This window comes from Pseudomonas sp. GXM4, from assembly GCF_008923895.1.
Lineage (GTDB): Bacteria > Pseudomonadota > Gammaproteobacteria > Pseudomonadales > Pseudomonadaceae > Aquipseudomonas > Aquipseudomonas atacamensis.
Map to the genome: position 1 here is coordinate 1 of NZ_WBRZ01000061.1, position 22,818 is coordinate 22,818.

The 22,818-nt window shown below is 60.2% G+C and carries 26 protein-coding genes; 11 read left to right on the top strand and 15 right to left on the bottom strand.

Annotated features, from left to right (window positions below):
* Positions 1–76: 76 nt before the first annotated feature.
* From hcnC to F8N49_RS10680, 4 genes are all read right to left on the bottom strand, one after another.
* A complete protein-coding gene (hcnC, locus tag F8N49_RS10665; protein WP_151551371.1) occupies positions 77–1,336 on the bottom strand; it encodes a cyanide-forming glycine dehydrogenase subunit HcnC in 1,260 nt (419 codons plus the stop codon).
* Positions 1,329–2,738 carry a cyanide-forming glycine dehydrogenase subunit HcnB gene (gene hcnB, locus F8N49_RS10670; RefSeq protein WP_151551375.1) on the bottom strand — a complete coding sequence of 470 codons (1,410 nt, stop codon included), beginning with the start codon at positions 2,736–2,738 and terminating at the stop codon, positions 1,329–1,331. The genes hcnC and hcnB overlap by 8 nt, the downstream gene beginning before the upstream one ends.
* Positions 2,735–3,049 carry a (2Fe-2S)-binding protein gene (locus F8N49_RS10675; RefSeq protein WP_151551379.1) on the bottom strand — a complete coding sequence of 105 codons (315 nt, stop codon included), beginning with the start codon at positions 3,047–3,049 and terminating at the stop codon, positions 2,735–2,737. Before F8N49_RS10675 ends, hcnB begins: the two co-directional genes overlap by 4 nt.
* A gap of 237 nt (positions 3,050–3,286) precedes the next feature.
* The gene (locus F8N49_RS10680) at positions 3,287–3,826 is read right to left on the bottom strand and encodes a hypothetical protein (RefSeq protein ID WP_071171800.1); all 540 of its coding nucleotides are present in this window, start codon (positions 3,824–3,826) and stop codon (positions 3,287–3,289) included.
* A 490-nt stretch (positions 3,827–4,316) separates the two neighbouring features.
* Here F8N49_RS10680 and F8N49_RS10685 point away from each other — a divergent pair, with 490 nt between their 5' ends.
* On the top strand, positions 4,317–4,682 hold the full coding sequence (locus F8N49_RS10685; protein ID WP_122751085.1) for a DUF6124 family protein: 366 nt from the start codon (positions 4,317–4,319) through the stop codon (positions 4,680–4,682).
* Positions 4,683–4,695: 13 nt separating this feature from the next.
* Complete coding sequence (locus tag F8N49_RS10690; RefSeq protein WP_372241021.1) at positions 4,696–5,055, top strand: DUF6124 family protein; 360 nt, start codon at positions 4,696–4,698, stop codon at positions 5,053–5,055.
* 179 nt (positions 5,056–5,234) lie between these two features.
* Here F8N49_RS10690 and F8N49_RS10695 read toward each other — a convergent pair whose 3' ends face one another.
* The gene (locus tag F8N49_RS10695) at positions 5,235–6,164 is read right to left on the bottom strand and encodes a hypothetical protein (RefSeq protein WP_016775227.1); all 930 of its coding nucleotides are present in this window, start codon (positions 6,162–6,164) and stop codon (positions 5,235–5,237) included.
* A 308-nt stretch (positions 6,165–6,472) separates the two neighbouring features.
* On the opposite strand from F8N49_RS10695, the gene F8N49_RS10700 reads away from it, so the two are divergent.
* Both F8N49_RS10700 and F8N49_RS10705 read left to right on the top strand, forming a co-directional pair.
* Positions 6,473–7,156 (top strand): response regulator transcription factor, encoded by a 684-nt coding sequence (locus F8N49_RS10700; RefSeq protein ID WP_016775228.1) that lies wholly within the window; start codon positions 6,473–6,475, stop codon positions 7,154–7,156.
* Positions 7,134–8,528 carry a HAMP domain-containing sensor histidine kinase gene (locus F8N49_RS10705; protein ID WP_151551383.1) on the top strand — a complete coding sequence of 465 codons (1,395 nt, stop codon included), beginning with the start codon at positions 7,134–7,136 and terminating at the stop codon, positions 8,526–8,528. The genes F8N49_RS10700 and F8N49_RS10705 overlap by 23 nt, the downstream gene beginning before the upstream one ends.
* A 130-nt stretch (positions 8,529–8,658) precedes the next feature.
* On the opposite strand, the gene F8N49_RS10710 is transcribed toward F8N49_RS10705, so the two are convergent.
* The 4 genes from F8N49_RS10710 to F8N49_RS10725 all read right to left on the bottom strand — a co-directional run bounded on the left by F8N49_RS10710 (position 8,659) and on the right by F8N49_RS10725 (position 11,378).
* Positions 8,659–9,069, bottom strand: coding sequence for an SRPBCC family protein (locus tag F8N49_RS10710; protein ID WP_151551386.1), 411 nt, complete (start codon positions 9,067–9,069; stop codon positions 8,659–8,661).
* A 21-nt stretch (positions 9,070–9,090) separates the two neighbouring features.
* Positions 9,091–9,888, bottom strand: a complete 798-nt coding sequence (locus F8N49_RS10715; RefSeq protein WP_151551389.1) for an SDR family NAD(P)-dependent oxidoreductase — start codon at positions 9,886–9,888, stop codon at positions 9,091–9,093.
* A 351-nt stretch (positions 9,889–10,239) separates the two neighbouring features.
* Positions 10,240–10,908, bottom strand: a complete 669-nt coding sequence (locus F8N49_RS10720) for an HAD-IA family hydrolase (protein ID WP_122703806.1) — start codon at positions 10,906–10,908, stop codon at positions 10,240–10,242.
* A gap of 56 nt (positions 10,909–10,964) precedes the next feature.
* Positions 10,965–11,378, bottom strand: coding sequence for a response regulator (locus F8N49_RS10725; RefSeq protein ID WP_071171792.1), 414 nt, complete (start codon positions 11,376–11,378; stop codon positions 10,965–10,967).
* 198 nt (positions 11,379–11,576) lie between these two features.
* Here F8N49_RS10725 and F8N49_RS10730 point away from each other — a divergent pair, with 198 nt between their 5' ends.
* Entirely contained in the window at positions 11,577–12,518 is a 942-nt protein-coding gene (locus F8N49_RS10730; RefSeq protein ID WP_151551392.1) for a class I SAM-dependent methyltransferase, read from the top strand.
* 37 nt (positions 12,519–12,555) lie between these two features.
* On the opposite strand, the gene F8N49_RS10735 is transcribed toward F8N49_RS10730, so the two are convergent.
* Positions 12,556–13,335 carry a helix-turn-helix transcriptional regulator gene (locus tag F8N49_RS10735; RefSeq protein ID WP_130901738.1) on the bottom strand — a complete coding sequence of 260 codons (780 nt, stop codon included), beginning with the start codon at positions 13,333–13,335 and terminating at the stop codon, positions 12,556–12,558.
* Positions 13,336–13,446: 111 nt separating this feature from the next.
* Between F8N49_RS10735 and F8N49_RS10740 the strand changes: the two genes are divergently transcribed.
* Positions 13,447–14,550, top strand: a complete 1,104-nt coding sequence (locus tag F8N49_RS10740; protein WP_151551394.1) for a polyamine ABC transporter substrate-binding protein — start codon at positions 13,447–13,449, stop codon at positions 14,548–14,550.
* A 73-nt stretch (positions 14,551–14,623) separates the two neighbouring features.
* The gene (locus F8N49_RS10745) at positions 14,624–15,748 is read left to right on the top strand and encodes a P1 family peptidase (protein ID WP_151551397.1); all 1,125 of its coding nucleotides are present in this window, start codon (positions 14,624–14,626) and stop codon (positions 15,746–15,748) included.
* 216 nt (positions 15,749–15,964) lie between these two features.
* On the opposite strand, the gene F8N49_RS10750 is transcribed toward F8N49_RS10745, so the two are convergent.
* Positions 15,965–16,597, bottom strand: coding sequence for a TetR/AcrR family transcriptional regulator (locus tag F8N49_RS10750; protein WP_024013378.1), 633 nt, complete (start codon positions 16,595–16,597; stop codon positions 15,965–15,967).
* Between the two features lie 159 nt (positions 16,598–16,756).
* On the opposite strand from F8N49_RS10750, the gene F8N49_RS10755 reads away from it, so the two are divergent.
* Positions 16,757–17,197 (top strand): hotdog fold domain-containing protein, encoded by a 441-nt coding sequence (locus tag F8N49_RS10755; protein WP_122612158.1) that lies wholly within the window; start codon positions 16,757–16,759, stop codon positions 17,195–17,197.
* Between the two features lie 59 nt (positions 17,198–17,256).
* Here F8N49_RS10755 and F8N49_RS10760 read toward each other — a convergent pair whose 3' ends face one another.
* Positions 17,257–17,943 carry a GNAT family N-acetyltransferase gene (locus tag F8N49_RS10760; RefSeq protein ID WP_071171786.1) on the bottom strand — a complete coding sequence of 229 codons (687 nt, stop codon included), beginning with the start codon at positions 17,941–17,943 and terminating at the stop codon, positions 17,257–17,259.
* Positions 17,944–18,094: 151 nt separating this feature from the next.
* Here F8N49_RS10760 and F8N49_RS10765 point away from each other — a divergent pair, with 151 nt between their 5' ends.
* Positions 18,095–18,580, top strand: a complete 486-nt coding sequence (locus F8N49_RS10765) for a DUF3592 domain-containing protein (RefSeq protein WP_071171785.1) — start codon at positions 18,095–18,097, stop codon at positions 18,578–18,580.
* Positions 18,581–18,584: 4 nt separating this feature from the next.
* On the opposite strand, the gene F8N49_RS10770 is transcribed toward F8N49_RS10765, so the two are convergent.
* From F8N49_RS10770 to F8N49_RS10780, 3 genes are all read right to left on the bottom strand, one after another.
* Entirely contained in the window at positions 18,585–19,142 is a 558-nt protein-coding gene (locus F8N49_RS10770) for a YceI family protein (protein WP_071171784.1), read from the bottom strand.
* A 62-nt stretch (positions 19,143–19,204) separates the two neighbouring features.
* On the bottom strand, positions 19,205–20,230 hold the full coding sequence (locus F8N49_RS10775) for an acyltransferase (protein ID WP_071171783.1): 1,026 nt from the start codon (positions 20,228–20,230) through the stop codon (positions 19,205–19,207).
* Between the two features lie 88 nt (positions 20,231–20,318).
* Positions 20,319–21,677, bottom strand: coding sequence for an MATE family efflux transporter (locus tag F8N49_RS10780; protein ID WP_122612156.1), 1,359 nt, complete (start codon positions 21,675–21,677; stop codon positions 20,319–20,321).
* 199 nt (positions 21,678–21,876) lie between these two features.
* On the opposite strand from F8N49_RS10780, the gene F8N49_RS10785 reads away from it, so the two are divergent.
* A complete protein-coding gene (locus F8N49_RS10785; RefSeq protein ID WP_071171781.1) occupies positions 21,877–22,446 on the top strand; it encodes a chorismate mutase in 570 nt (189 codons plus the stop codon).
* A 124-nt stretch (positions 22,447–22,570) separates the two neighbouring features.
* Positions 22,571–22,818 (top strand): hypothetical protein (locus F8N49_RS10790; RefSeq protein WP_151551399.1); only part of this gene is annotated, 248 nt, incomplete at its 3' end.

Sequence of the window (22,818 nt, forward strand, 5' to 3'; positions counted from 1 at the left end):
ACTTCCCGAGCTGGAACGCGGAGCGTCCCTTGAGGCATTCCCACGCAGAGCGTGGGAACGATCATGTGGGAGAGAATCAGGCCAGTTCCAGCGCGGGCAGTGGCTCGACGGCTGCAACCGCAAACCGATCCGCCAGAAACGGCGTGATATCCAGCGGCAGCGGTTCGTCATTCACCAGTTTATCCAGCAGCACACCGGTAATCGCCGACGTCAGAATGCCGGTGCGGAAGTGCCCGCAAGCATTCAGATAACCCTCGACCCCACGCATCGGCCCGAGGATCGGCAACTCATCCGGCGAGCCCGGACGCAGCCCCGCCCAGGTGCGCTTCAGATTGACGTCCACAAGCTCCGGCAGACAGCGCACCGCGCCCTGCACCAGCCCGGCGATTTCCGGGTAGGTGGTGGTGACGTCGAAGCCTTTGTCTTCGGTGGTGCTGCCGATAAGGATTTCGCCGTTGTCCTTTTGCGCCACGTAGCAATCGCTGGTAGTCAGGCAGCCGTTGAGGATTTTCGGCATGCGTTCGGTCAGCAGGATCTGCCCTTTCACCGGTTTCACCGGAATACGAATTCCCGTCGCCCACTCACTCAGATCCGCCGCCCAGGCACCGGCGGCGTTGATCAGCGTCTTGCAGTGAAACACGCCCGCTTCTGCCGTCTGCACGCCGGTCACACGAGTGCCGTGATGCAACACGCCGGTGACGTTGGTGTTGACGAAGAGGTCGACGCCGTTCTGCCGCGCGCCTTCCATGTAGGCATCGGCGAGGCGGAACGGGCTGACCTGATGGTCGCAGAGAAACTCCAGCGCCCCGCGCGCCTCATGGCTGACACTCGGTTCAGCCGCGCGCAACGCCGCCTGATCGAGCCAGCGCACCTGATCGGCCAGATGCGGAATGCAGCCGACGATGTGCTCGGCGTAGAGCCGATCTTCGTCGTCATAGATCACGAATTTCAATCCGGTCTTTTCGAACTTGCAATCCATGCCGTGGTTGTCTTTCAGCTCGCGATGCAGCGCCGGGTACAGCGCGTTGGATTGCAAGGCAAAATCGAAAAACGACTGCGGCAGAATATGCGGCGTACTGGCGTCCACCGCTACCGCAGCGCCCTGGGTTGCGCGCTTGCGGTTGGCCGACATCATGCGAAAGAAAATCACCCCGCAGCCGAGGCCGACCGACTCGCCGATCGCCCACAAACCGCCAGCCGAAGCGCGGGTCGCATTGCCGGGGCGCTTGGCGTCGATCAGTGCCACCTTGAGATCTTTGCGTTTGGACAATTGGTAGGCGCAGGAGGCGCCGATCACGCCGCCACCGGCAATGACCACGTCGTAGAACTTACTCATGGCAAGCGCCCTCCGTGCCGAGAGACTGGAACGCGGAAAACGGTACCGGATCGATTGGAAAGCGTGGGCGCAGCCAACCGACATCCTGACGTCCGGTGGCCTGGCGCAGTCGATCGCTGCAATAGCCGACGCACATCCGCCCCTGACAATCGCCCATGCTCACGCGGGTGCGCATTTTCAGGCTGGCGATGTCTTGCACACCCTGCTCCAGGGCCAGATCGATGTCGGCGCGGGTTGCGTGCTCGCAGCGACAGATCACCGTGTCGGCTGCGGGCAAAGCAATCTGCCCGACACCGCGTTCGGTGTAGCGATCCACCGCCGCACGAAAGCGCACGATGGCTCTGAGTTTGCTTGCGTAGCGATCACGGCGCACCCGGGCGAGCTCGGCGTCGAGCACGCCGCGTTGCAGGAGGATAGAAGTGGCGGCGATCTTGCCGGCGAGCATCGCCGCTTCGCCGCCGCGGATCCCGCCCATGTCGCCGGCCAGATGCACATGCGCGACGCTGCTTTGCTGCCAGACATTGGCGTTGGCACGCAGATAGCCATCGGCGCTGAAGCCGTGATCAAGGCCCATCTGCTGGCTCAATTGCGTGCGCGGAATAAAACCGTAACCGACCGCCAGCGTCTGCGCTTCGAAACGCTCGACCCGCGACAGATCCGCCTCCCACGTCGACGAATATGGCGCGACGCTGACGCTTTTCAATTCGCCCTCGCCGTGGGCCTCGACCACCCCCCAACCGTAGTTCATCGGGATGCCGTGCAACTTGAGGTAAGCGAGCATGCTCAAGCCGTCGAGGAACAGCTGCGGCTTGTTCAGCAGCGCCAGACTCTCACGGGCGATCTTGCCGAATGCGCAAGCCTCATAGACGCCGGCGACGCGCACGCCAGACGCATGCAACTGGGTCGCGACAAGCGGCAGCAACGGCCCGGTGCCGGCGATGATCACCGGCCCCCGCGGCTTGACCACGCCACTCTTGATCTGCAACTGCAGACCGCCGAGCAGGATCACTCCCGGCAACGTCCAGCCGGGAAACGGCACGCTGCGTTCGTGACATCCAGCGGCCAACAGCAGTTGCGGATAAGCGATCTCGTGCAGCTGTTCATCGCCATCGAGCACCACCAGAGCGCGGGTGCCTTCAGCGCCGACCACGCGATGGTTGAGGCGCACGTCGGTCAGCCCTGACTGCTGCTGAAATTCACCGTGCAGTTTGTCCAGTGCTTCGGCATAACGCGGGCCGAGATAATCCAGCTGCACGCCGTCGCGCAACGGCCCGCGATAGACCACGCCGCCGAGGCACGAAGCCTCTTCGAGCAAGGTGCAGCGCACGCCGTGGCGCGCCAGTTCGATGGCCGCAGCCATTCCCGCCGGCCCGCCGCCGACGATCAACGGTTGCAGGCTCATACAACCTCCTGCGCGACGACGCGGTTGACTCGGGTTTCGATCTGCATGCCGTCGCGGACCACGGTCTGGCAGGCGCGGCGCTTGTGCCGACCGTTGATTTTCACCAGACAGCACTGGCACACGCCCATGCCGCAATAGGCGCTGCTGATTTGATCGTGATCGTTGCGTGCGATCTGGCGCACGCCGAGGGACTGGATGACGCTGAGAACGGTTTCGCCAATGGCGGCGCTGACCGCTTGGCCGTTGATGTGCACGGTCATGTCCGCCTGCACCAAGGGCTGGATATCGAAGGTTCTTTCTAGGCAGTTCATTACGGTGTTCGTCCGTGAAGATTCAGTTGAGGTTGTGTCAGCTCCTTGCTGCACTACGCCTCGTCGACGCTTTTATTGCTGTGTTTTCAACGTCGACGCGGATACTTCGTCAGCGCAACAAGGTGCGCGACAAGCACTGTAGCTCATACCTCAGCAAAGGCCTGGATCATTTACGGTAGGCGATATCGCCAGGCGAAATATTGATCCAGGCCAGTGAAAATGGCGGGATGGAAACGGTTAGTTGGAGAAGACGAACTGGCCTTTGATCTTCTTTGCGCCGATCAACGCAAGGTCCGGGAACAGCAGGTTTTTCAGCCAAGCGACGTAGAAGATCATCGCCAGCGTGATCGCCACACCGACCACCGTACCGATCGGGTCATCCGCATATTCCTTGAACATGCGCGGCATCTGGCTGATCGAGAGCATCACGTACACCGTATAGGCATGGGCCGCGTTGCGATAGAAACCCCAGGCAAAAAGCAAAGGCACGCCACCGGCGAACAAACCAAGTCCGATGGCGAAACCGCTGCTGATGGTCAGCCCGAGGAGATAGCCGCCCACCAGACCGATCAGCGCCTGAACGTAAGTCAGTCCAAGAAGGATTTTGATCTTGCCGGCGTGGCGTCCGAGTAGATCCGCATCGGGACGCGAGCCGATCAGATAGGCCAGAGCCTTGTCTTTCAGCGCACCACCGGAGAATGCCTTGAAAGTCTCGGTTTTCGAGCGACCGGCATCGAGCATTTCGCTGACCTGGCGTTTGGTTTCCTTCTTGTCCAACGTATTCTTCCTTAATCGAAAAATCGGGGGAGTGAAGCTAGGGCACTTCGGGAACCGATTGTCGCTTTGTTGAGTTGCCGAAAGCAAAAGGCTCAGGCATGCCGGCCCTTGCGCAGTGGATAAACGCAATTTGTCGATCATGTTTAAATCACACGCGCTGTTACGGCATCGGACCTACAACGCCTTGCGTCGCTGCCTACGGGTGCATCAGAATCCGCCGGCTTACACGGCTATCGGTAGGGCTATATCGTTTCCCTGTCACTGCAAAACAGTGATCGGGTTTGGTAGCCCGTTTCTTGATAGTTGTATGGCGTCCCTTTAAGCGGCCCCTCCTTTGAGGGTCAGCTCTTCATGGTGACCATGCGTGGGGCTCATTCGTGAGCGCCGGGGTTAACTATCTTGACCGGTCTACCAACCTGCGCGTGGCCGCCACCCTTCGTTTGGTAGCGATAGTGACGGCTCTTCATTCCTTCAAGATAGAGAGTCATCCATGTTCAAAGTAACGCCAAACCCGCCAGAAGCCGATTCGATCCCGTACGACCCCGCTCTGGAGCCCCAGAGCATAAAAGACGCCGCCGCTCGCGCCATCAACTTTTATCTCGATCCGCAAACCCTCAAGACTACGATTCCCAATCGTCAACCGGGCCGGATCTTTCTCGTCGACCCAACGGTGGACGAGGAAACCTTGCTCCTCGAAGCCTGTGAATCGCTGGCTGCGGCGAACGACATGGCCCGCGAAATAAGCAACGTCATCGAGCCTGCACAGCGCCGTTCGCTGCTGATGTTGCAGCAGGTGATCATGCTGAGTGAGCTGGTCGTCAATCGCGTGCTCGACAGCCGACGCGTGTCGAACTAGCCGCAACCGAGGTATGAGGGGGCGTGCTCCCTCACTGCCAGCGTGCACGTCGCCCCGCGGCGTTCTCTCTCACACCAAGCGGCTCTCATCGGAGTTTCAGCTGATGTCACACACACCTTCCAATCCGCCGGCCAGGATCAACGCCACGCCGTACAGCCCCAATACTCTGTTCATGGTCAACCCGCAATCCGACACCGAATCCTTGCTGGTCAACGCGTGCGAATCCCTGGCGTCCGCCACGGTGATGCTCGGTGACTTTGCCGGGATGCTCGAAGGCTCACGGCGCAATACCCTGTTGGGCATTGCGCAAGTGGTGATGTTGGGAGAACTGGCCGTGAACAAAGCGCTGGATAATGTCGTGCCGACCGAGTAATTCACCAAGCTTGCGTTTGCAGTTCCCAAACGCAAAAAAGCCGCTTTCAGCCGAAGATGAAAGCGGCAGAGGCATCCTGCCTCAGAGGGATCAGTGTACGAACAGGGCGATCAGGATGATGATCGGGATCGGTACGCCGAGGAAGAACAGCAGTAATGAGCGCATGGTGACTCTCCTTTTTAACGGACCGGAGTGGTTGTGGTGTAGGTGTCGACTTCAACGTACTCGACTGCATCGCGACGACGACCGCCGAAGGTGGCTGCCAGGCTGGCAAAGAACGCACCGGCCAGCAGCGCGACAAACATCCACAGCGAGGTGTAGGCAGCGACTTTCGCGGCGGTGTCGGCAGCTTGCTGGGCTTTCAGTTTCGCGTCAGCGATGGCTTTCTGGGTGTTGGCGTAGATCTCGTCAACGCGACGTTCAGCATCGGCCTGGCTCAGGTTGGTACGTTGCGACACCAGTTGTGCGAGGTAGGTGCGGTCTTCGGCGCTGAGCTGACCGTTAGCCAGGCTCTGGGCGAAGATGCGGGTCACGGTGCCGCGTGCGGCGTCATCGCTGACGGCAGCCGGACGGTCGTCACGGAACAGACTGTCGACGAAGTAGCCGTACTGATCGCTGTCAGTATTGGCTGCGGCAGAACCGGCCGCCTGGCTCATGGCACCGGCAGCACCGCCGACGACGTTAGCCCCAGCCTGCACACCGCCGCTGACGACGCTGCTGACCGAACCGACCACCAGCACAGCGGTGACCAGCGTGGCGACGCACCAGGCGAGGAAGCCGTGGGCGGTGTCGCGGAAGTAGACTTCGTCACCGTGCATGTTCGCCCATTTCACCCGCAGACGACCGGCAATGTAGCCGCCCATGCCGGAAGCAATGATCTGCGTCACAGCCAGCCAGACAATCGTCGAAATGCCCAGGCCCTTGGCGCTGACGCCCTCTCCGGCCCACGGTGAAACCGCCGAAAAGCCCAGACCGAAACCGAGCAGCACCAGAATCATCGACAGCGCAGCGGCCGCCGCAGCACCGGCGAAGATCGCGCCCCAGGACACGCCTGAGACGCTGCTCGACTCTTCCACGGCAGGATAATAGCCATCAGGGGATCTATTCATTGTTGTACTGCTCCAGGCATGAAAAATGGTGTTACAACTCGTCAGGTGAGGAATTGCAGTGACCGTGCCAGTTACAGAAACAAAATAAACTCTTTATTTTCAACAGGTTATAAAGTTTGAACTTCGCTGATCCGTGCAATTTGCAATAAATGGTCAGCGCCTGCGGGTTTTCTGCATTGATGGCTGACAGGCAAATCCGATCAATTCCGATTCACCGTCGCGACGAAGATGAAAGTTAATTTAAAGCGTCACGGTAAATTCTTGGCAAAATGCTGCCATTCCGTTTGAACCGATCAGCAGGCCTGCCTATGACTCGTATCTTGACCATCGAAGACGACGCCGTGACCGCGCGGGAAATCGTTGCCGAACTGAGCAGCCACGGGCTGGATGTCGACTGGGTCGACAATGGCCGCGAGGGCCTCGACCGTGCCGTCAGCGGCAACTACGACCTGATCACCCTCGACCGCATGTTGCCCGAGCTGGATGGTCTGGCCATCGTCACCACCCTGCGCACCATGGGCGTGGCGACGCCGATTCTGATGATCAGCGCCCTCTCCGATGTCGATGAGCGCGTGCGCGGTTTGCGCGCCGGTGGCGATGACTACCTGACCAAACCGTTCGCCACCGATGAAATGGCCGCGCGGGTGGAAGTGTTGCTGCGCCGACAGAACAGCGTCGCCACCCAGGCCACGACATTGAACGTCGCTGACCTCGAACTCGACCTGATCAGCCATGAAGCCCGCCGCGCCGGACAGGTGCTGACGCTGTTGCCCACCGAATACAAACTGCTCGAGTTTCTGATGCGCAACAGCGGCCAGATTCTCTCGCGGATGATGATTTTCGAAGAGGTCTGGGGTTATCACTTCGACCCGGGCACCAACCTGATCGACGTGCACATCGGCCGTCTGCGCAAGAAGATCGACGCAGCCGGCAACGTTCCGCTGATCCGCACGGTACGGGGCTCCGGCTATGTCATTGCCGAACCCGTCTGACGGCTGGCGCTCGTCCAGCAGCCGCTTGCTGGCGCTGTACAGCTCGCTGTTCGTGGCGTGGAGCGCGATCCTCATGGGGGTCATGTACTACGAGGTATCCGGCTACCTCGACAAACTGGCCAAACATTCGTTGATGCAACGTCAGCATCTGTTTTCGCACTTTCGCGGCGAGCAACTCGAAGACGCCCTCGCCGCCAGCATGACCTTCGATATTCGTGGTGTCGACGCCTATGGTCTGTTCAGCGCTGACGGCGTTTACCTGGGCGGCGCACTTCAGCAAATTCCCGAAGGACTGCCGCTCGACGGCAAGATCCATATGCTCGCCGAGTGCGCCGATTCCGACGATCCGACTCTGCCGAGCGACAGCTGCGATGCTGTGGCCACCCAGACTCGCGACGGGCGCTGGCTGGTGCTGCTGCGTGACAATGGCTCGCTGTTTGCGGTGACGCGGATCATTTTGCACGCGTTGTTCTGGGGCGTGTCGCTGACGATTATTCCCGGGGTCGCCGGTTGGCATCTGCTGCGGCGTAGACCGTTGCAGCGCATTCGCGCGATCCAGAACAGCGCCCAGGCCATCGTCGCCGGTGACCTGACGCACCGCTTGCCGTTGTCCAATCGCCGCGATGAACTGGACATGCTCGCCGCCATCGTCAACGCCATGCTTGAGCGCATCGAGCGCTTGATGAACGAGGTCAAGGGCGTCTGCGACAATATCGCCCACGATTTGCGCACGCCGCTGACCCGCCTGCGCGCGCAGTTGTATCGCATGCAGCAACAGGCGGGTGAAGGTTCGCAAGAAGCGGCGCAACTGGATCTGGTACTGGCTGAAGCGGATACGCTGATGGCGCGCTTCCGGGGTTTGTTGCGGATTTCCGAACTGGAAGATCGCCAGCGCCGTTCAGGTTTCGTCGAACTTGATCCGGTGCGTTTGCTGGAGGAGTTGCACGAGTTCTATCTGCCACTGGCCGAGGAAGGCGATCTGCGTTTCCAGTTGAACATGCCGGAGACGCTGCCGCCGCTCAATGGCGACCGCGCGTTGCTGTTCGAAGCGCTGGCGAACCTGCTGAGCAACTCGATCAAATTCACCCCGCCCGGCGGCACGGTGATGTTGCGTGGGGTCAATGCCAATGGCCAGACGCGGATCGAGGTTCATGACTCAGGGCCCGGGATTCCCGAGGCTGAACGTGAGGCGGTGTTCCAGCGGTTTTACCGCACCGAGGGTGGCCAGCCGCAGAGTGGTTTTGGTCTGGGGTTGTCGATCGTTGCGGCGATAGTCAGCCTGCACGGCTTCAGTCTTGAGGTGGGCGGCAGTGATTTGGGTGGGGCGAAACTGGTGCTGGATTGTCGGCAGAGTTTGATTAGCCAGGCCTGACGTCTCGCGCCGATCGTTCCCACGCTTCGCGTGGGAATGCCTCAAGGGACGCTCCGCGTTCCGGCTTTCGAAATGGGACGCAAAGCGTCCCGGGCTGCATCCCACGCAGAGCGTGGGAACGATCTGCGTCTCAGGTTGGGTAATTCGCCCGCAAGGCTTCGAGCCCGCCCTGGTAGATGCCGTTGAACAGCGCCACCACTTCTTCATCGCTCACGCCGACTGCATTGAAGCGCCCCGACCACGTCACCCGCGAGCCCTGCCCCTGGGCTTCAACCTTGATCGTCGCCAGGTAATCGCTGGCCGGGAACGGTGCCTGTTCAATCGAATAGCTATAGTTTTTTGCGGCGTTATCGAAGGTCTGCAGACGTTCGACGACCACGCCGCCGTCAGCGGTTTGCAGGGTGCGCACTCGCCCGCCTTCGCTCATTTCGCTGTTGGTGATCAACGGCAGCCAGTCCGGCAGCGTGTTGAAGCCGCCGATCAATTGCCAGACCTGATCGGCCGAGGCCGGGATGTCGATGGTTGCGGATGCAGTTGGCATAAAACCTCTCTTTTGGAAAATTCAGATCGTCAGGCTGTCGACTACACCGCCATCGACGCGCAAGGCTGCGCCCGTGGTGGCCGAGGACAGCGGTGAAGCAATGTACGTGACCAGATGCGCCACCTCCGAAACATCCGCCACACGCTGGATGATCGACGTCGGACGGGCCTTGCGCACAAAGGCGTCGGCTTCGTCGCGCAGGTCGCGCCCGGATTCGGCGGCCGCGTCTCTGAGCATGTCCTGCAGGCCGTCGGTGAAAGTCGGCCCCGGCAGGATCGCATTGACCGTGACCCCGGTGCCAGCCAGACGCTTGGCCAAGCCGTGGGACACCGCGAGGTTGGCGCTTTTGGTCACGCCGTAATTGAGCATGTCAGCCGGCGTCGCCACCCCGGATTCCGATGACAGAAAGATCACCCGGCCCCAACCCTGCTCAACCATCGCCGGCACATAATGCCGCGCCAGGCGCACGCCGGAAATCACGTTGACCTCGTAGAAGCGCGTCCACTCGCTGTCGGGAGTCTCGAAGAAATCGACGTCGTTGAAGATGCCGAGGTTGTTCACCAGAATGTCCGCGCGCGGTTCGGCGGCGAACAGCTTTTCCGCGCCCTCGGCCGTGCCCAGATCGGCGGTCAGACCACGCAACTGCGCGCTGGGCACCGCGTGGCGTATGCTCGCCAGCGCCTGCTCGACCTTGGCCGTGTCGCGACCGATGACCACCACCGTCGCCCCGGCTTCGGCCAGCGACTGGCTGATGCCCAGACCGATGCCGGCAGTGCTGCCGCTGACAATGGCCAGTTTTCCACTCAGATCGATCTTCATGCGTTTACCTCATTAGCAAGGAGTTCCACCGCGCTCGACTTTGGCGACGATTTCACGAGCATGGATCAGCGTAGTTGCGATATTGCCGGCATGGTTGAGCTGCCGACCGGTGACGGGGATGTTGTTTGATCGACGATCCCCTGTGTCTGGCAGACCGTAGCCCCTCACCCTAGCCCTCTCCCGGGGGAGAGGGAACCGATCGAGTTGTGCTGAATTTGACGTCGACCTGAAAGACCATAGCGATTATGGATTCAGAGAAGACTTTTCACGTCGGCGTATTACCTGAATATCCCCCGGTCAGTCCCCTCTCCCTCCGGGAGAGGGCTAGGGTGAGGGGCATTTCGGAACAGATCAGATTTCCGTCAGACGAAGCAGACCATCGGCGCCGACGCTGACGCTGATCGCATCGTAACTGGCCAACGTCGCATGCGCCGTTTCGATCGGGTGCTGGTGCGTGGTGGTGATAATCATCAACGCCGCGCCCGCCGCTTCCGCAGCCTGAATGCCGACGGCAGCGTCCTCGAAAATCAGGCAATCCGCTGGCTCGACACCGAGCTTTTTCGCCGCCAGCAGATACCCCGCAGGATCAGGCTTGCCAGCCTTTACATCTTCCGCCGTGATCATCACCGCCGGCTCGGGGATACCCGCCGCCGCCATCCGCCGCAACGCCAGATCGCGAGGCGCCGACGTCACCATCGCCCAACGATTTTTCGGCAGCGCGTTGAGAAAGGCTGCCGCCGCAGGAATCTCGACAATGCCTTCAACGTCATTGATTTCCGCTGCGGTGATGAAAGCTGCCTGTTGCTCGGCATCCACGCCCGGCAGATTCAGCCGGGTGATGGTGTCGATCGCCCGCGCGCCATGGATGGTCGGCAGGAACGTCTCGACATCAACGCCATGGCGCACCGCCCACGCTGACCAGATGCGCTCGGCGGCGGCGATGGAGTTGAGGACGGTGCCGTCCATGTCGAACAGGAACGCGCCGAACGCGCGATCAAAAACCGATGCTTGTGCAGACAAGAGAGCAAATCCTCTGACAGTTGGCCGGGCAGCCTGGCCCGGCAATGTAGCACTTGTCAGTGCAACTGCGGCGCCTTGGATTTGAACGCGCTTTCCACACAGTCGAGCAACTGTCCGATCGCCCACGGCTTCTTGATGAACGCCACCGAATGCTTGACCCCGGAGGTCTCAGGCGTTTCATAGCCGGACATGACCATCACCGGTTTCTCCGGCCAGCGGTCGCCGAACAGATTAGCCAAATCGGCGCCGTTAAGCGTGCCGGGCATGGTGATGTCGGTCAGCAGCAGCGCAACGTCCGCCGCGTGCTTTTCCAGATACAGCGACGCAGCGTCGGCGCTGGTTTTCGGTTCGACCTTGAACCCTTCCTCCTGGAGAATTTCGCAAAGAAACTCCAGAATCAACGGATCGTCCTCGACAATCAGAATCAACCCGCCAGGAAGGTGCGCGCTCGACGTAGGTGTAGGGCACATGAACAGCACTCCCCCGAATTACATTTTTGATAAGCGGTTTTGAATCCGCTGCTTATCAGGTATGAGCAGCGCGCCCTGTAGAAATTCATTTTTGATACAGAGGATTTCGCCAAGGTGTTGTTTTTCGAAGCGCAGCGCCCATCGAATCCCCTCATTTGTGGTTAAAATGCCGGCCCTTTGACTGGCCGATCCTGATCCATGACCCCTGAAGCGCTCGCGACCCTCCACGCTCATTTGCTGCCCGCACTGGCAACGGCGCCCAGCGAAACCCGCCGTTTTTTTCACGGCCGCGGGCGCTGCTGGCCGGGGCTGGAGCAGCTGACCGTGGACTGGTTGCAGGGCGTGGTACTGGTGTCGCTGTTCAAAGAACCGGCGCCTGAGCAACTGCAGGATCTGCGGGATTTACTGCTGCAACTCGCCGCCTCGCCCGAATGGCAGCAGTCCGGCGCGCACACTTTGCTGATCCAGCATCGTTATCTGCCGCAGAGCACGGCTGAATGGCTGATCGGTGAGGAAATCGAAGAAATGACCATCGTCGAGGGTGGCTTGCAGTACCGCGTCGACCTGGGACGCAAGCAGAACACCGGGCTGTTTCTCGACATGCGCTACGGCCGCAACTGGGTGCGCGAACAGGCGGCGGGCAAGCGGGTGTTGAACCTGTTCGCCTACACCTGCGGCTTTTCCGTGGCGGCAATCGAGGGTGGCGCCAGCCATGTGGTCAACCTGGATATGTCCCGCGCCGCGCTGAGCCGAGGTCGCGACAATCACCGCCTGAACGGCCACGACCTGAGCAAGGTCAGCTTTCTCGGTCACGACCTGTTCAAATCCTGGGGCAAGGTGATCAACAGCGGCCCGTACGATCTGGTGATCATCGACCCGCCGTCGTTTCAGAAAGGCAGCTTTTTGCTGACCAAGGACTATCAACGCGTATTGCGCCGCTTGCCGGAACTGCTGACCGCGCAAGGCACGGTGCTGGCGTGCATGAACGACCCGTCGTTCGGTTCCGACTTTCTCATTGATGGCGTGACCCAGGAAGCGCCCAGCCTGCGCTTCGATCATCGGCTGGACAACCCGCCAGAGTTTCCCGATATCGATTCAGAGAGCGGCCTGAAAGCCCTGGTCTTCCAGCGCATCAGCTGAAACACCAAGGCTCGCTCCCACACAAGTTCTGTGTTGATCAAAAAACCGTCGGCCGCAGCACCAGTGCAAACAACTCACCATGCCCGGTGACATTGAGCTTGTGATAGAGATTGCGCCGATGCACCTTCACGGTCTCCGGCGAAATCCCCATCTGCTGGGCCATCGCCTTGCTGGAAAAGCCCTGCAGGATCAGGCGCGCCGTGTCGATCTCGCGCGCGGTCAGCCGGGCATCGAAACGGTCCAGCAACGTCGCCAGATCACCCACCACCGCTTCAGCCACCGGCCCTTGCGGCGGCAGCAACTGCATGTGGCGATGCATCGCCGCCAATACCCAGTCACGTACGCACAACAGGCGACCCTGCTCGGCCATGCCAAACGCGGTCGAGCGGCCCAGGGACAAGCCGAGTACCGCGCCTTCGACGTTGATCAGAAACTGCAATTCATCCTCGCCCACCACGGCACGAAAGTAGCTCTGGTAGTACTCGCTGTGCAGAAACTGATCCGGCGCAACGGACGCCAGGCTGTGCAGGCCGTCGCTGATCCCGCTGACGGCGGCTTGATAAAACGGATCGAGCAGGTACATGCCGGCGGTATAACCGGCCAGCTCCTGCTGGTCGTCCACGTAGCCCTTGCTGTCGAAGTCGATCAGCAAACGCGGCGGCTGGCCGGCCTGCATCAGGGCGACGAGGGCATTGTCCAGCGGCACCAGCAGGCGCAGGGTGTCGACCAGCGCGCGCCAGAAACCGTCCTGCCCGAGGTGAGAAAATACCCGCGCCAGACTCTGATGCACCGGCAATTCCTGCAACAACGCGTCCACGCACTACCCCTTTCGAGTAACCCATGATGGGAATGGGGCTGGTGTGACCGGCCCGTTAGCCTGACCACTCCAGTTCATCACCGGCCTGCGACAGGCCAGGAGTGCCGCATCATGCGTCGTCACCGTGGATCTATCAACCCGGGCCTGCTGGCCTGTTTTTGTCTCTCCTCGGCCGCCATGGCAGCCGACGTGCCGAGCGTGCACGTCTACAACTGGTACGACTACATCGGGCCGAACACCCTGCATGATTTCCAGCGCGACAGCGGCATCCGGCCGGTGTACGACACCTTCGACAGCGCCGAAGTGCTCGAAGGCAAACTGATGACCAGCCGCAGCGGCTACGACGTTGTCGTGGCGAGCAACTTCAGCCTGCCGACCCTGATCAAGGCCGGCGCCCTCGCCCCATTGCCTCGCGATCAACTGCCAGGCTGGCAAAACCTCGACCCCGATCTGCTAAAGAAACTCGCGGTCAACGACCCGGGCAATCAGTACGCCGTGCCTTACCTGTGGGGCACCAACGGCATTGGCTATAACGTCGACAAAGTCCGCGCCGTGTTGGGTGACAAAGCGCCGGTGGATTCCTGGGAGTTGCTGTTCAACGAAGCCAATCTGGCCAAACTGGCCGAGTGCGGCGTGGCGATGCTCGATTCGCCGTCGGAAATGCTGCCGGTCGCCCTGCATTATCTGGGCTTGCCGCCCAACAGCACCAACCCCGAAGACTACAAAAAAGCCGAAGCACTGCTGCTCAAGCTGCGCCCGCACATCGCCTACTTCAACTCCTCGAAATTCATCAGCGATCTGTCCAACGGCAATATCTGCGTGGCGGTTGGCTGGTCCGGGGCGATGCTCGAAGCCAAGACCAACGCCGAACAGGCCAATAACGGCGTAAAGATCGCCTACAGCCTGCCCAAGGAAGGCGCGCCGGTGTGGTTCGACACTCTGGTGCTGCTCAAGGACGCCCCCAATCGCGCCCAAGGCCTGGCGTTTATCGATTACCTGCTGCGACCGGAAGTGATCGCACCGGTCAGTGATCACCTGTCGTACCCGAATGGCAATCGCGCCGCGACAACGCTGGTGGCAGCAACCACTCGCGACAACCCGGCGGTGTACCCGTCCCCTGCCGCCATGGCCACGCTTTACACCCTCGAACCCTTGCCCAAAGCCGCCGAACGCGTGCGTACGCGGGTGTGGAGCAAGGTCAAGAACGGCCAGTAACCCGCGCAAGAAATCTGCCTGCCTCATCCGAGCGGTAAGCCGCCCGACCTTTTCAATGAAGAGACTGAATCTTATGAATCCGCGTGCCCGTGATCTCGATATCCTGATTGGCCAGATGCAACCCGGCCCGCTCAACGCCATTACCGATGTGCCGGGGGTGCGCGTCGGTCACAGCAATGTACGTGGTCGCAGCAGCAGCGGCCGTGACATCTGCACCGGCGTCACGCTGATCGAGCCGCGCCCCGGCTCGACCAGCCAGCAACCGTGCTTTGCCGGCGTGCATGTACTCAATGGCAACGGTGATGCGACCGGGCTGGAATGGATTCGCGAGGCCGGTCTGCTGACTAGTCCGATTGCCTTTACCAACACCCACAGCCTCGGTGTGGTGCGTGATGCGCTGATAGTGCTGGACCGAGAGCAGCAGCCGGATGACGGGCGGCTTTACTGGAATATGCCGGTGGTGCTGGAGACCTTTGATGGACTGCTCAATGACATCAACGGCTTTCACGTCAAACCCGAGCATGTCGCCGAGGCGCTGAACGGCGCCGTGGATGGGCCGGTAGGCGAAGGTGCGGTGGGTGGTGGCAGCGGCATGATCTGCCACGAATTCAAGGGTGGCATCGGCACCGCATCGCGCCGTTTGAGTGCTGCCCAGGGAGGCTGGACCGTCGGCGCGATCGTGCAGGCCAACCACGGCATTCGCAGTGAATTACGCGTCGATGGTTACCCGGTCGGGCGCTATATGGAACAGAAGGACTCACCGTTCCTGCGAGCAGCGCTGCCGCACCCGGGCATGGGCTCGATCGTCGTCTGCCTGGCGACCGATGCGCCGCTGCTGCCCCATCAATGCACGCGTCTGGCACAGCGTGCCAGCCTGGGCCTGGCGCGTACCGGCGGCGGTAACGAAGACCACAGCGGCGACATCTTCATTGCCTTCGCCACCGGCAATGATCACGTCCCGCCTGCCGCTTACGAGGCTAAACGCGCAGCCACCTGCGACGGTTTGCGCATGGTCAACAACGACCACATCAGCGAGCTGTTTCTGGCCGCGACCGAAGCCGTTGAAGAAGCGATCATCAATGCCCTGCTCGCCAGCGACAGCAGCGAGGGCAACGGTCATTCGGTGCCGGGCCTGGATGGGCAGACGCTTCTGGCGGCATTGGCAAAATCCGGTTGGCCGGGATCGCGCCCGGCATGAAGCGGCATTGTGCAGGGACGACTGGCGGTACTTGAGTCGTCCATTGCGCGCTCCTAGGATGAAGCTACGCGGTGACTGGATTGATCCGGCGCTGCGTAGGTGTGGGTGTTCTGAACCCCAATCAAGCCCACGCTTTGCTTCACACGCCTCTTGAGCCTCACGGGCTCTACTTCCTCCCCATCAAAGAGCTTTGAGGCTCTTTTTTGTCTGCGTATTTCAGTTCTCGGCGAGACCTTCGGCGCGAATCGAACGCCACGCCGCTTGCGCGAGCACTTCGCGATAGGCGCTCGGGCTGCCTTTGACTCGCCCTGCCAGCCAGGCTCGGCAGTAGCTGTCCGCTTGGCCAATGATCAGCGATGGCAGCAGCTCGGCAGGCAAATCCTGCAGTTCGGCGGCGCGACCCGATTGCGTCAGCCATTGGCGCAGACGCAGGTTGCGCGTCTTGTTGCGCTCGGCCAGCTCGTCCTTGAACGGGCCTTTGGTCACGGCGAACCGCGCGTGGTACTGGAATCGCGCCCACTGCGGCTGTTGCTCGACCCAGTCGACATAGCTGAAGACCAGCGCCTGCACGCCTTCTTCAGTGGTATTGGCCGCGTCCAGATACGCATCACGCAAACGCGCCTGATCCTCCAACGCGGTGAAAAACAGCGCCGCGACCAGCCCTTCCTTGTTGCCGAAATGGTGATAGATCGCGCCGACGCTGGTGTCGCATTCGGCACGGATCATCTCGATGGTGGTGGCCTCGATCCCCTGTTCATTGAACAGGCTCAGGGCCTTGCGAAAGATATCGCGTTTGAGTTCGGCGCGGCGGCCGGGGTAGCTGCGTTCCAGTAGATCGGCGGTGTCCATGCTGCTCGGGTCCAAAAACGGAGGTTGATAAAGGCGTCACGTGCCCGTGAACAAATCGCGCCTAGGTTGACAGATTTGCCGTGAACAGAATACCGTTCCGTTACAGAACATTATTCTGTAACGGAACATCATTCTGCAAACTACCAAGCGAGGCTTCCCATGAGTCAATCTCTCAGCATGTTCAACAGCGTCGGCCCGGATGCATTCAGCAAAATGGCCTGTCAGTTCGCCCCGTACTTCAGCACCATCAATCCGCTGATTTCCGAGTTGCGCCCGAATGCCGCCACCGTGCAAGTGCCGTTTCGCAAGGAAATCACCAACCACCTCGGCACGGTGCACGCGATCGCCATGTGCAACGCGGCAGAACTGGCCGGCGGAATGATGACCGACGTGTCGATCCCGGCCGGCGCGCGCTGGATTCCCAAAGGCATGACCGTGGAATATCTGGCCAAGGCGAAAACCGACGTCACCGCCGTGGCCAGCGCTGAAGGTGTGGATTGGCAAAGCGATGGCGACAAGGTAGTCAACGTCGACATTCACGATTGCGAGGGTAAAAAAGTCTTCACCGCGCGTATCACCATGAACGTCAAGCTCGGTTAGCAGGTACAAAAAAGCCCTTGCCGCGGGATGCGCAGCAAGGGCTTTTGATTGGCCGACGATCAGTGCAGGGTCAGGCGCTGACGGACAAATTCTTCTACGTGGCGGCTGGTCTGGTCCAGATGGCGGTCGCGTTGTTTTTCCGCATCGAGCATCGCGCGCTTGCCGTTCTTCTGCAGCAGATAGGTGTGAATCTGCTGCACTTCCAGCGAGCGATAGATCGGCGTGGTGTCGATGAACCCGCGCAGGCCGTTGCTGCGGTAATGCCGCGTGCTCATCAGCACCTGGGTTTCGCGCTGGCCGATCACTTCAAAACCCAGTGCCTCGAAATACGGGACCTTGCCAATGCTGCAGGCCATTTCCGCATGCGGATAGCGCCCGACCATGTCCGCGAGCATCGCCCGCGCCACACCTTGGCGCCGATGGCCTTCACGCACCGCCATGTACGCGACGCTGCACGCCTCCCAATCGCCCTGCACCGGCAGACAGATGAGGAATCCGATGACTTGCTCCGGGTCTTCATCGTTAGTGGCCACCAGCAATTCCACCTCGGTGCCCTTCTGGCCGTTCAACGCCTCAAGGTAGAGATGCACCTCATAACCCACCGCGTACTGATAAACGTTGTACAGCAGATTGCTCGGGCCGAGGCCGACCGCACTGATGTCGGTCAGGTAGTCGACGACCATTTGCAGGATCTGGCTGTTGACGCTTTCCGGGCATGGGGAGGTGTAGTGGGTGATGCGTGGCATGGGCAAACTCCGGCGATAAAAAACGTTGCCGATGATCAGAGCCGTCGACGAACCGCGACATCATACCGTGCCGCGATAGACCACCGTTTAAAGATCCGCTGTCGAAGGCCGATGTAACGAACACCCTCATTTCACTACCAAGGACCGGGCCATGTATTACCCGCGCGAAGCCGCAAAAGATCATCTTTACAACCGCGTCGTCATGCTCACTGTCGCCTGCTGCGTGGTCTTGCTCCTCGCCGGGATGGCGCGCCATCAAGGCATTCTGTATGCGCTGCTGAATTTCAATGGCGCGCAAACCAACGGCACTGTCACGCAGCTGGAAGAGATCCTGATGAACAAGAATGGCAAAATCATTCACTATCGTTATGCCGACGAGCTGGGCCAGCTCCATGAAGGTGATTTTGTCGACGAACGCTACGCCGAACACACCCAGTACGAAGTCAATGGCCCGATTGCGCTATTGGTCTCGCCCTGGATGCCGGAAAAAAGCGCCATCGCCAGCCAGCTGCAAAGCTATCGCGCAGGTTTTTACATCATGACCGGCGGCGTGACGATCGCCCTGCTGTTCCTGCTGATTTCCGGCCGGACGTTCTGGCAGATCCAGGCGATGAAGGAACAGGACCGATATTACTGAACGGTCACTGTTGTGGCGCCACCACTCTGAATTTGATGTTGATGTCTCTGGACACCACGCTGTCGGCCCACTCCCCTGCGCCGAGGCCGAACGCCTCACGGTTGAGCACCAGCTCACCATCGAAGATGCCGATGGCGTTGTCCGGTTTCAACTCCACCGGCACCTCGACCTCGCGAGTGATGCCCTTGAGCGTGAGCTGACCGGCGACTTGATAACGATGCTCGTCCACTTGAGTAAAACGGCTGGACTTGAACACCGCGAGCGGGAATTTCCCGGTGTCGAACCACGCCGGTTTCACCAGTTCGGTATTGGCGTCTTCACTGCCAGCATCGATGCTGGCGAGATCGATATGCAGCGTGGTCTGGGCTTTGCCGAGGTCGTCGGTATCGAAGTCCAGCGTCGCCTCGAATCTGCCGAAGGTGCCGTACATTCGCGAGCCCATCTGGTTGTAGGTGAAACTGATCTGGCTGGCGCTGGCGTTGACCCGGTTGTATTCAGCGGCCTGCGCACCGACCATGACGCACGATGTAAACGCGGCAACCAGCAGCAATCGCAACGTCATGACATTCTCCTGGCGGCGTGAGTCGTCGAGGGCCTTGGTTGACTTAAGCAAACAGCCGAGCGTTATGCCAGTTCACGCTCACCCACAGGGGATACAATTTTCTCGGCGCTACCCGGTTGAACCAGCCTTTCCTTCGCCCTGCCGCGCAGGTGGTGACGCAACTTCAGCGCCGGACGCTCGACGCAGTAATACGTCAGGCCACTGCAGAAAAATGACAACGCCAGCACCGCTCCGACAACGTTGGCGTCATACGCGACGGGCCAAAAACCTCGCAATAGATACATCACCACAAAGTGGTTGAGAAACACGCCATAACTGATGTTGCCCAGGAACTCGTCCATCCGATGGAACTTCAGTTTGGTCAACATGTAGACCAAAGGAATGCCCACGGCGATACCGAGAGTGACTTCGGCATTGAACGGACGACGCTCGATCCATCCGAGCATGATCGCAACAAACAGCAGTCCCGCCGCAACGGCTGTGCCGGTGACAACGACCATTGCTCTGAGATTGTCTTGGTACAGATAGCAGCCGCACAGGAAGATGAACAACACTCCCGGCAGCAAACGATATCCATAGATATCGGTATTGATAAAGCCAAGGCACGCCAGCAGAAAAATCCCGACCGATACCGCAAAGGCAAGACCCTGCGCTTTGAAAATCAGCAGAAACGGGATCAGCATATAAAAACTCATTTCCAGCCCCAGCGACCAGCCCGGTGGCAGGATCTCGGTCGCGCCGACGCCGAACATGTAATAGCCAAGCGGTAGCATGAGCACACTGGTGGACAGGGTTTTCCATGTCAGCTCAGCCGCTTGGGGCGTACCGGGCAACAGAAAATGAATAACCAGACACGAGGCGACGAAGTAGACCAGAAATTGCGGATACAACCTCAGAGCCCTGTCGATATAGAACAGACCGATCTTCCTCGGCTCACGGTAGTTTCGCTCGATGAGCGAAGCCATGACGAATCCACTGATGATAAGGAACGAGATAACGGCGATCACACCAGGATTCAGTCCGGCGAACTTTTTGCCCATATGAGATACAGCGACCAACACCGCCAACAGCAGTCGAAAAGCTCCCACTTGAACCCTCGTCATTCCCTTATTGTTGTGGGCGCATACGCTACGATGCTTTCGTCTCGGGGGACAGAGAAATGTTTGTCCGCCGAGCCTAAATCAACCGCTCGATCTTCTGGTGCTTCCAGACCAGTTTGTAATAGAGCGTCTGCAGTATCAGCATTCCCAGATAGGCAACCGGAAACGCCATCCACACACCCTGCAAACCGAACTGCCCGTCGAGCCAGTAAGCCGCTGGCAACTGCACGCCGACCACACAAACAATCGAGATGACCACCGGCACCAGTACCGTGCCGCTGGCCCGCATGATCCCGCCGATGATGGCCTGAAAGCCGAACACCAACAGGCTCCAGAGCATGATATGCAGCAGGTGCTCGGCCATCGCCCGGGTCGAGTCCTCGGTCAGGAACAGGCCCAGCAACCAGTGCGACAACAGATAACCCAGCACAATCAGGCCCCCGGTCAGACACACGTTGATCAACAGCCCGGTACGCAGGATCGGTCCCATGCGTTGCAGATGTCCCGCGCCGATCGCCTGTGCGCCGAGAATGGATGCGGTGATCGCAATCGACAGCGCCGGGAACTGCACGTAATTGACGATCTGCGTCACCGCGCCATACGCCGCTGTCGCCTGAGAACCATGCTGGTTGACCAGTGCCAGAATCACCAGCTCCGACAACGACAGCACGATCATCTGCACCCCGGTCGGCAGGCCGATGCGCAAAACCTTACCGAGGATCACCCGGTCCAGTCGCAATGCGGCAAAGAACTCCCGGTCCGGCGCCAGCGGATGGCCCTTGCGGATCAGCCGCCAGGCCAGCCACGCCATTGCCGACAGATTCCCCGCCAGCCCGGCATACGCCGCGCTCTGAATGCCCAATGGCGGCAAACCCAGCCAGCCGCGAATCAACGCCGGCGTCAGCGCCAGCCCCACGGCGGTGGAGACGATCAGCGCGAGCAGTGGCGACAGCGTATCGCTGACCCCACGCAGCAATTGGGTGAACAGTACGAATACCAATAGCGATGGCAGAATCCACAACATGACGTGGGCATAGTCCACCGCGTCGTCGAGTACATCCGCCGGCGTGCCCAACCCCGTCAGTGCCTGTCGCGCAAACACCGTGCCCAGCACCGCCGCGACCAAACCGATCAACACACCCAGCAGCAACGTCGCTCCGGCAATCGCCTTGACCATGTGCGTTTCGCGCGCGCCCCACGCCTGGCCGATCAACACGCCTGCGCCAGCGCCGAGGCCGATGACCAGGGCGATGAAAAAGAACACGACAGGAAACATGCCGGATACGGCCGCAAGCGCTTGGGTGCCGAGCATCTGACCGATGTAGATGCTGTTGACCGTCCCGGACATCGATTGCAGGAAGTTCGACAGCACCATCGGCGCGAGAAACAGCAGATAGGTTTGCCAGAGCGGTTTGGCGAAGGTGGCGCTATGCATTGAATGGAGGTCCATCTCGACGGCGGCAGGCCTGATTGACGATAGCTTCGGTGAGTTGCGTGCAGCGTGCAATCAACATTTCCAGACGGTGTTGATTGTCTGTTTTGCATTTGTGTAAATGCCGCGCATCGCTTTGTGTCAGTGTTGCGGCTGTGGTAAATCAGCGACTCTGTCGACACGTACTATTGAGGCTCGGTTCATGCGTAACGTTGCAAATTTTCTGCTTGGCTCCCTCCTCGCTCTGTCGGCCGCCTACACTCAGGCAGCCGCACCCGCAGCGGCGCCTGCTTCGTTAAAACCGCTACTGGCCACTTTGAATGAACGCCTGAGCATCGGTGATCTGGTTGCGTTGACCAAATGGGACAGCGGCAAGCCTATTCAGGACAGCCCGCGCGAGGCGCAGGTCATCGCCAATGCCCGAACTCTGGCCACCGAACACAAACTCGATCCGGACGACGTCGCGCAACTGATCGCCGCACAGATGGAAGCGAACAAACTGGTGCAATACGGTCTGCTCGCGCAATGGCAAGCGGCAGGTGCTGCACCGGACACACCGCGTCCGGATCTGGGCAAACAGATCCGCCCGCGCCTGGATGAACTGCAAAAGCGCTTGTTGCAGCAGTACGCCGCCTTCGCGCCCTATCGTCAGGATCCGAATTGCCCGGCATGGCTGGCCGATGTCCGCGGCACTCTGGCCGCCGATGCGCTGCACGACCTGGCGCTGATTCGTGCCAGCGGCGAGTTGTGCATCCGGGCGAAAGCGCTCTGAATCAACGCTCCTGGCAAACATCATCGGCGTCGATGTTCACCATCACGTCAATGAAGTTCTCATAAAAACTGCGCGGAGTAACATCGGCTCCAGACAAACAAACAACTTTCTGGAGCACACGATCATGAAACGCCAAACCCTTCTCGGCATCGCTTTCTCGGTTTTCGCAGTTAACGCTTTTGCAGTAACGCCTGCTCACACCCTGGTCGCTGAAGGCGGCTCGGACAAGCTGATCGAAAGCCGTCTGGCTGAAGGTGGTTCAGATCGTCTGATCGAGCGCCGCGTTGCCGAAGGTGGTTCGGATCGTCTGATCGAACGCCGCGTTGCCGAAGGTGGTTCAGATCGTCTGATCGAACGCCGCGTTGCCGAAGG

Coding starts and splice junctions, on each gene's coding strand:
- hcnC (WP_151551371.1), bottom strand. CDS start 1,336: ATGAGTAAGTTCTACGACGTGGTCATTGCCGGTGGCGGCGTGATCGGC.
- hcnB (WP_151551375.1), bottom strand. CDS start 2,738: ATGAGCCTGCAACCGTTGATCGTCGGCGGCGGGCCGGCGGGAATGGCT.
- F8N49_RS10675 (WP_151551379.1), bottom strand. CDS start 3,049: ATGAACTGCCTAGAAAGAACCTTCGATATCCAGCCCTTGGTGCAGGCG.
- F8N49_RS10685 (WP_122751085.1), top strand. CDS start 4,317: ATGTTCAAAGTAACGCCAAACCCGCCAGAAGCCGATTCGATCCCGTAC.
- F8N49_RS10690 (WP_372241021.1), top strand. CDS start 4,696: ATGAGGGGGCGTGCTCCCTCACTGCCAGCGTGCACGTCGCCCCGCGGC.
- F8N49_RS10695 (WP_016775227.1), bottom strand. CDS start 6,164: ATGAATAGATCCCCTGATGGCTATTATCCTGCCGTGGAAGAGTCGAGC.
- F8N49_RS10700 (WP_016775228.1), top strand. CDS start 6,473: ATGACTCGTATCTTGACCATCGAAGACGACGCCGTGACCGCGCGGGAA.
- F8N49_RS10705 (WP_151551383.1), top strand. CDS start 7,134: ATGTCATTGCCGAACCCGTCTGACGGCTGGCGCTCGTCCAGCAGCCGC.
- F8N49_RS10710 (WP_151551386.1), bottom strand. CDS start 9,069: ATGCCAACTGCATCCGCAACCATCGACATCCCGGCCTCGGCCGATCAG.
- F8N49_RS10715 (WP_151551389.1), bottom strand. CDS start 9,888: ATGAAGATCGATCTGAGTGGAAAACTGGCCATTGTCAGCGGCAGCACT.
- F8N49_RS10725 (WP_071171792.1), bottom strand. CDS start 11,378: ATGTGCCCTACACCTACGTCGAGCGCGCACCTTCCTGGCGGGTTGATT.
- F8N49_RS10730 (WP_151551392.1), top strand. CDS start 11,577: ATGACCCCTGAAGCGCTCGCGACCCTCCACGCTCATTTGCTGCCCGCA.
- F8N49_RS10740 (WP_151551394.1), top strand. CDS start 13,447: ATGCGTCGTCACCGTGGATCTATCAACCCGGGCCTGCTGGCCTGTTTT.
- F8N49_RS10745 (WP_151551397.1), top strand. CDS start 14,624: ATGAATCCGCGTGCCCGTGATCTCGATATCCTGATTGGCCAGATGCAA.
- F8N49_RS10750 (WP_024013378.1), bottom strand. CDS start 16,597: ATGGACACCGCCGATCTACTGGAACGCAGCTACCCCGGCCGCCGCGCC.
- F8N49_RS10755 (WP_122612158.1), top strand. CDS start 16,757: ATGAGTCAATCTCTCAGCATGTTCAACAGCGTCGGCCCGGATGCATTC.
- F8N49_RS10760 (WP_071171786.1), bottom strand. CDS start 17,943: ATGCCACGCATCACCCACTACACCTCCCCATGCCCGGAAAGCGTCAAC.
- F8N49_RS10765 (WP_071171785.1), top strand. CDS start 18,095: ATGTATTACCCGCGCGAAGCCGCAAAAGATCATCTTTACAACCGCGTC.
- F8N49_RS10770 (WP_071171784.1), bottom strand. CDS start 19,142: ATGACGTTGCGATTGCTGCTGGTTGCCGCGTTTACATCGTGCGTCATG.
- F8N49_RS10780 (WP_122612156.1), bottom strand. CDS start 21,677: ATGCATAGCGCCACCTTCGCCAAACCGCTCTGGCAAACCTATCTGCTG.
- F8N49_RS10785 (WP_071171781.1), top strand. CDS start 21,877: ATGCGTAACGTTGCAAATTTTCTGCTTGGCTCCCTCCTCGCTCTGTCG.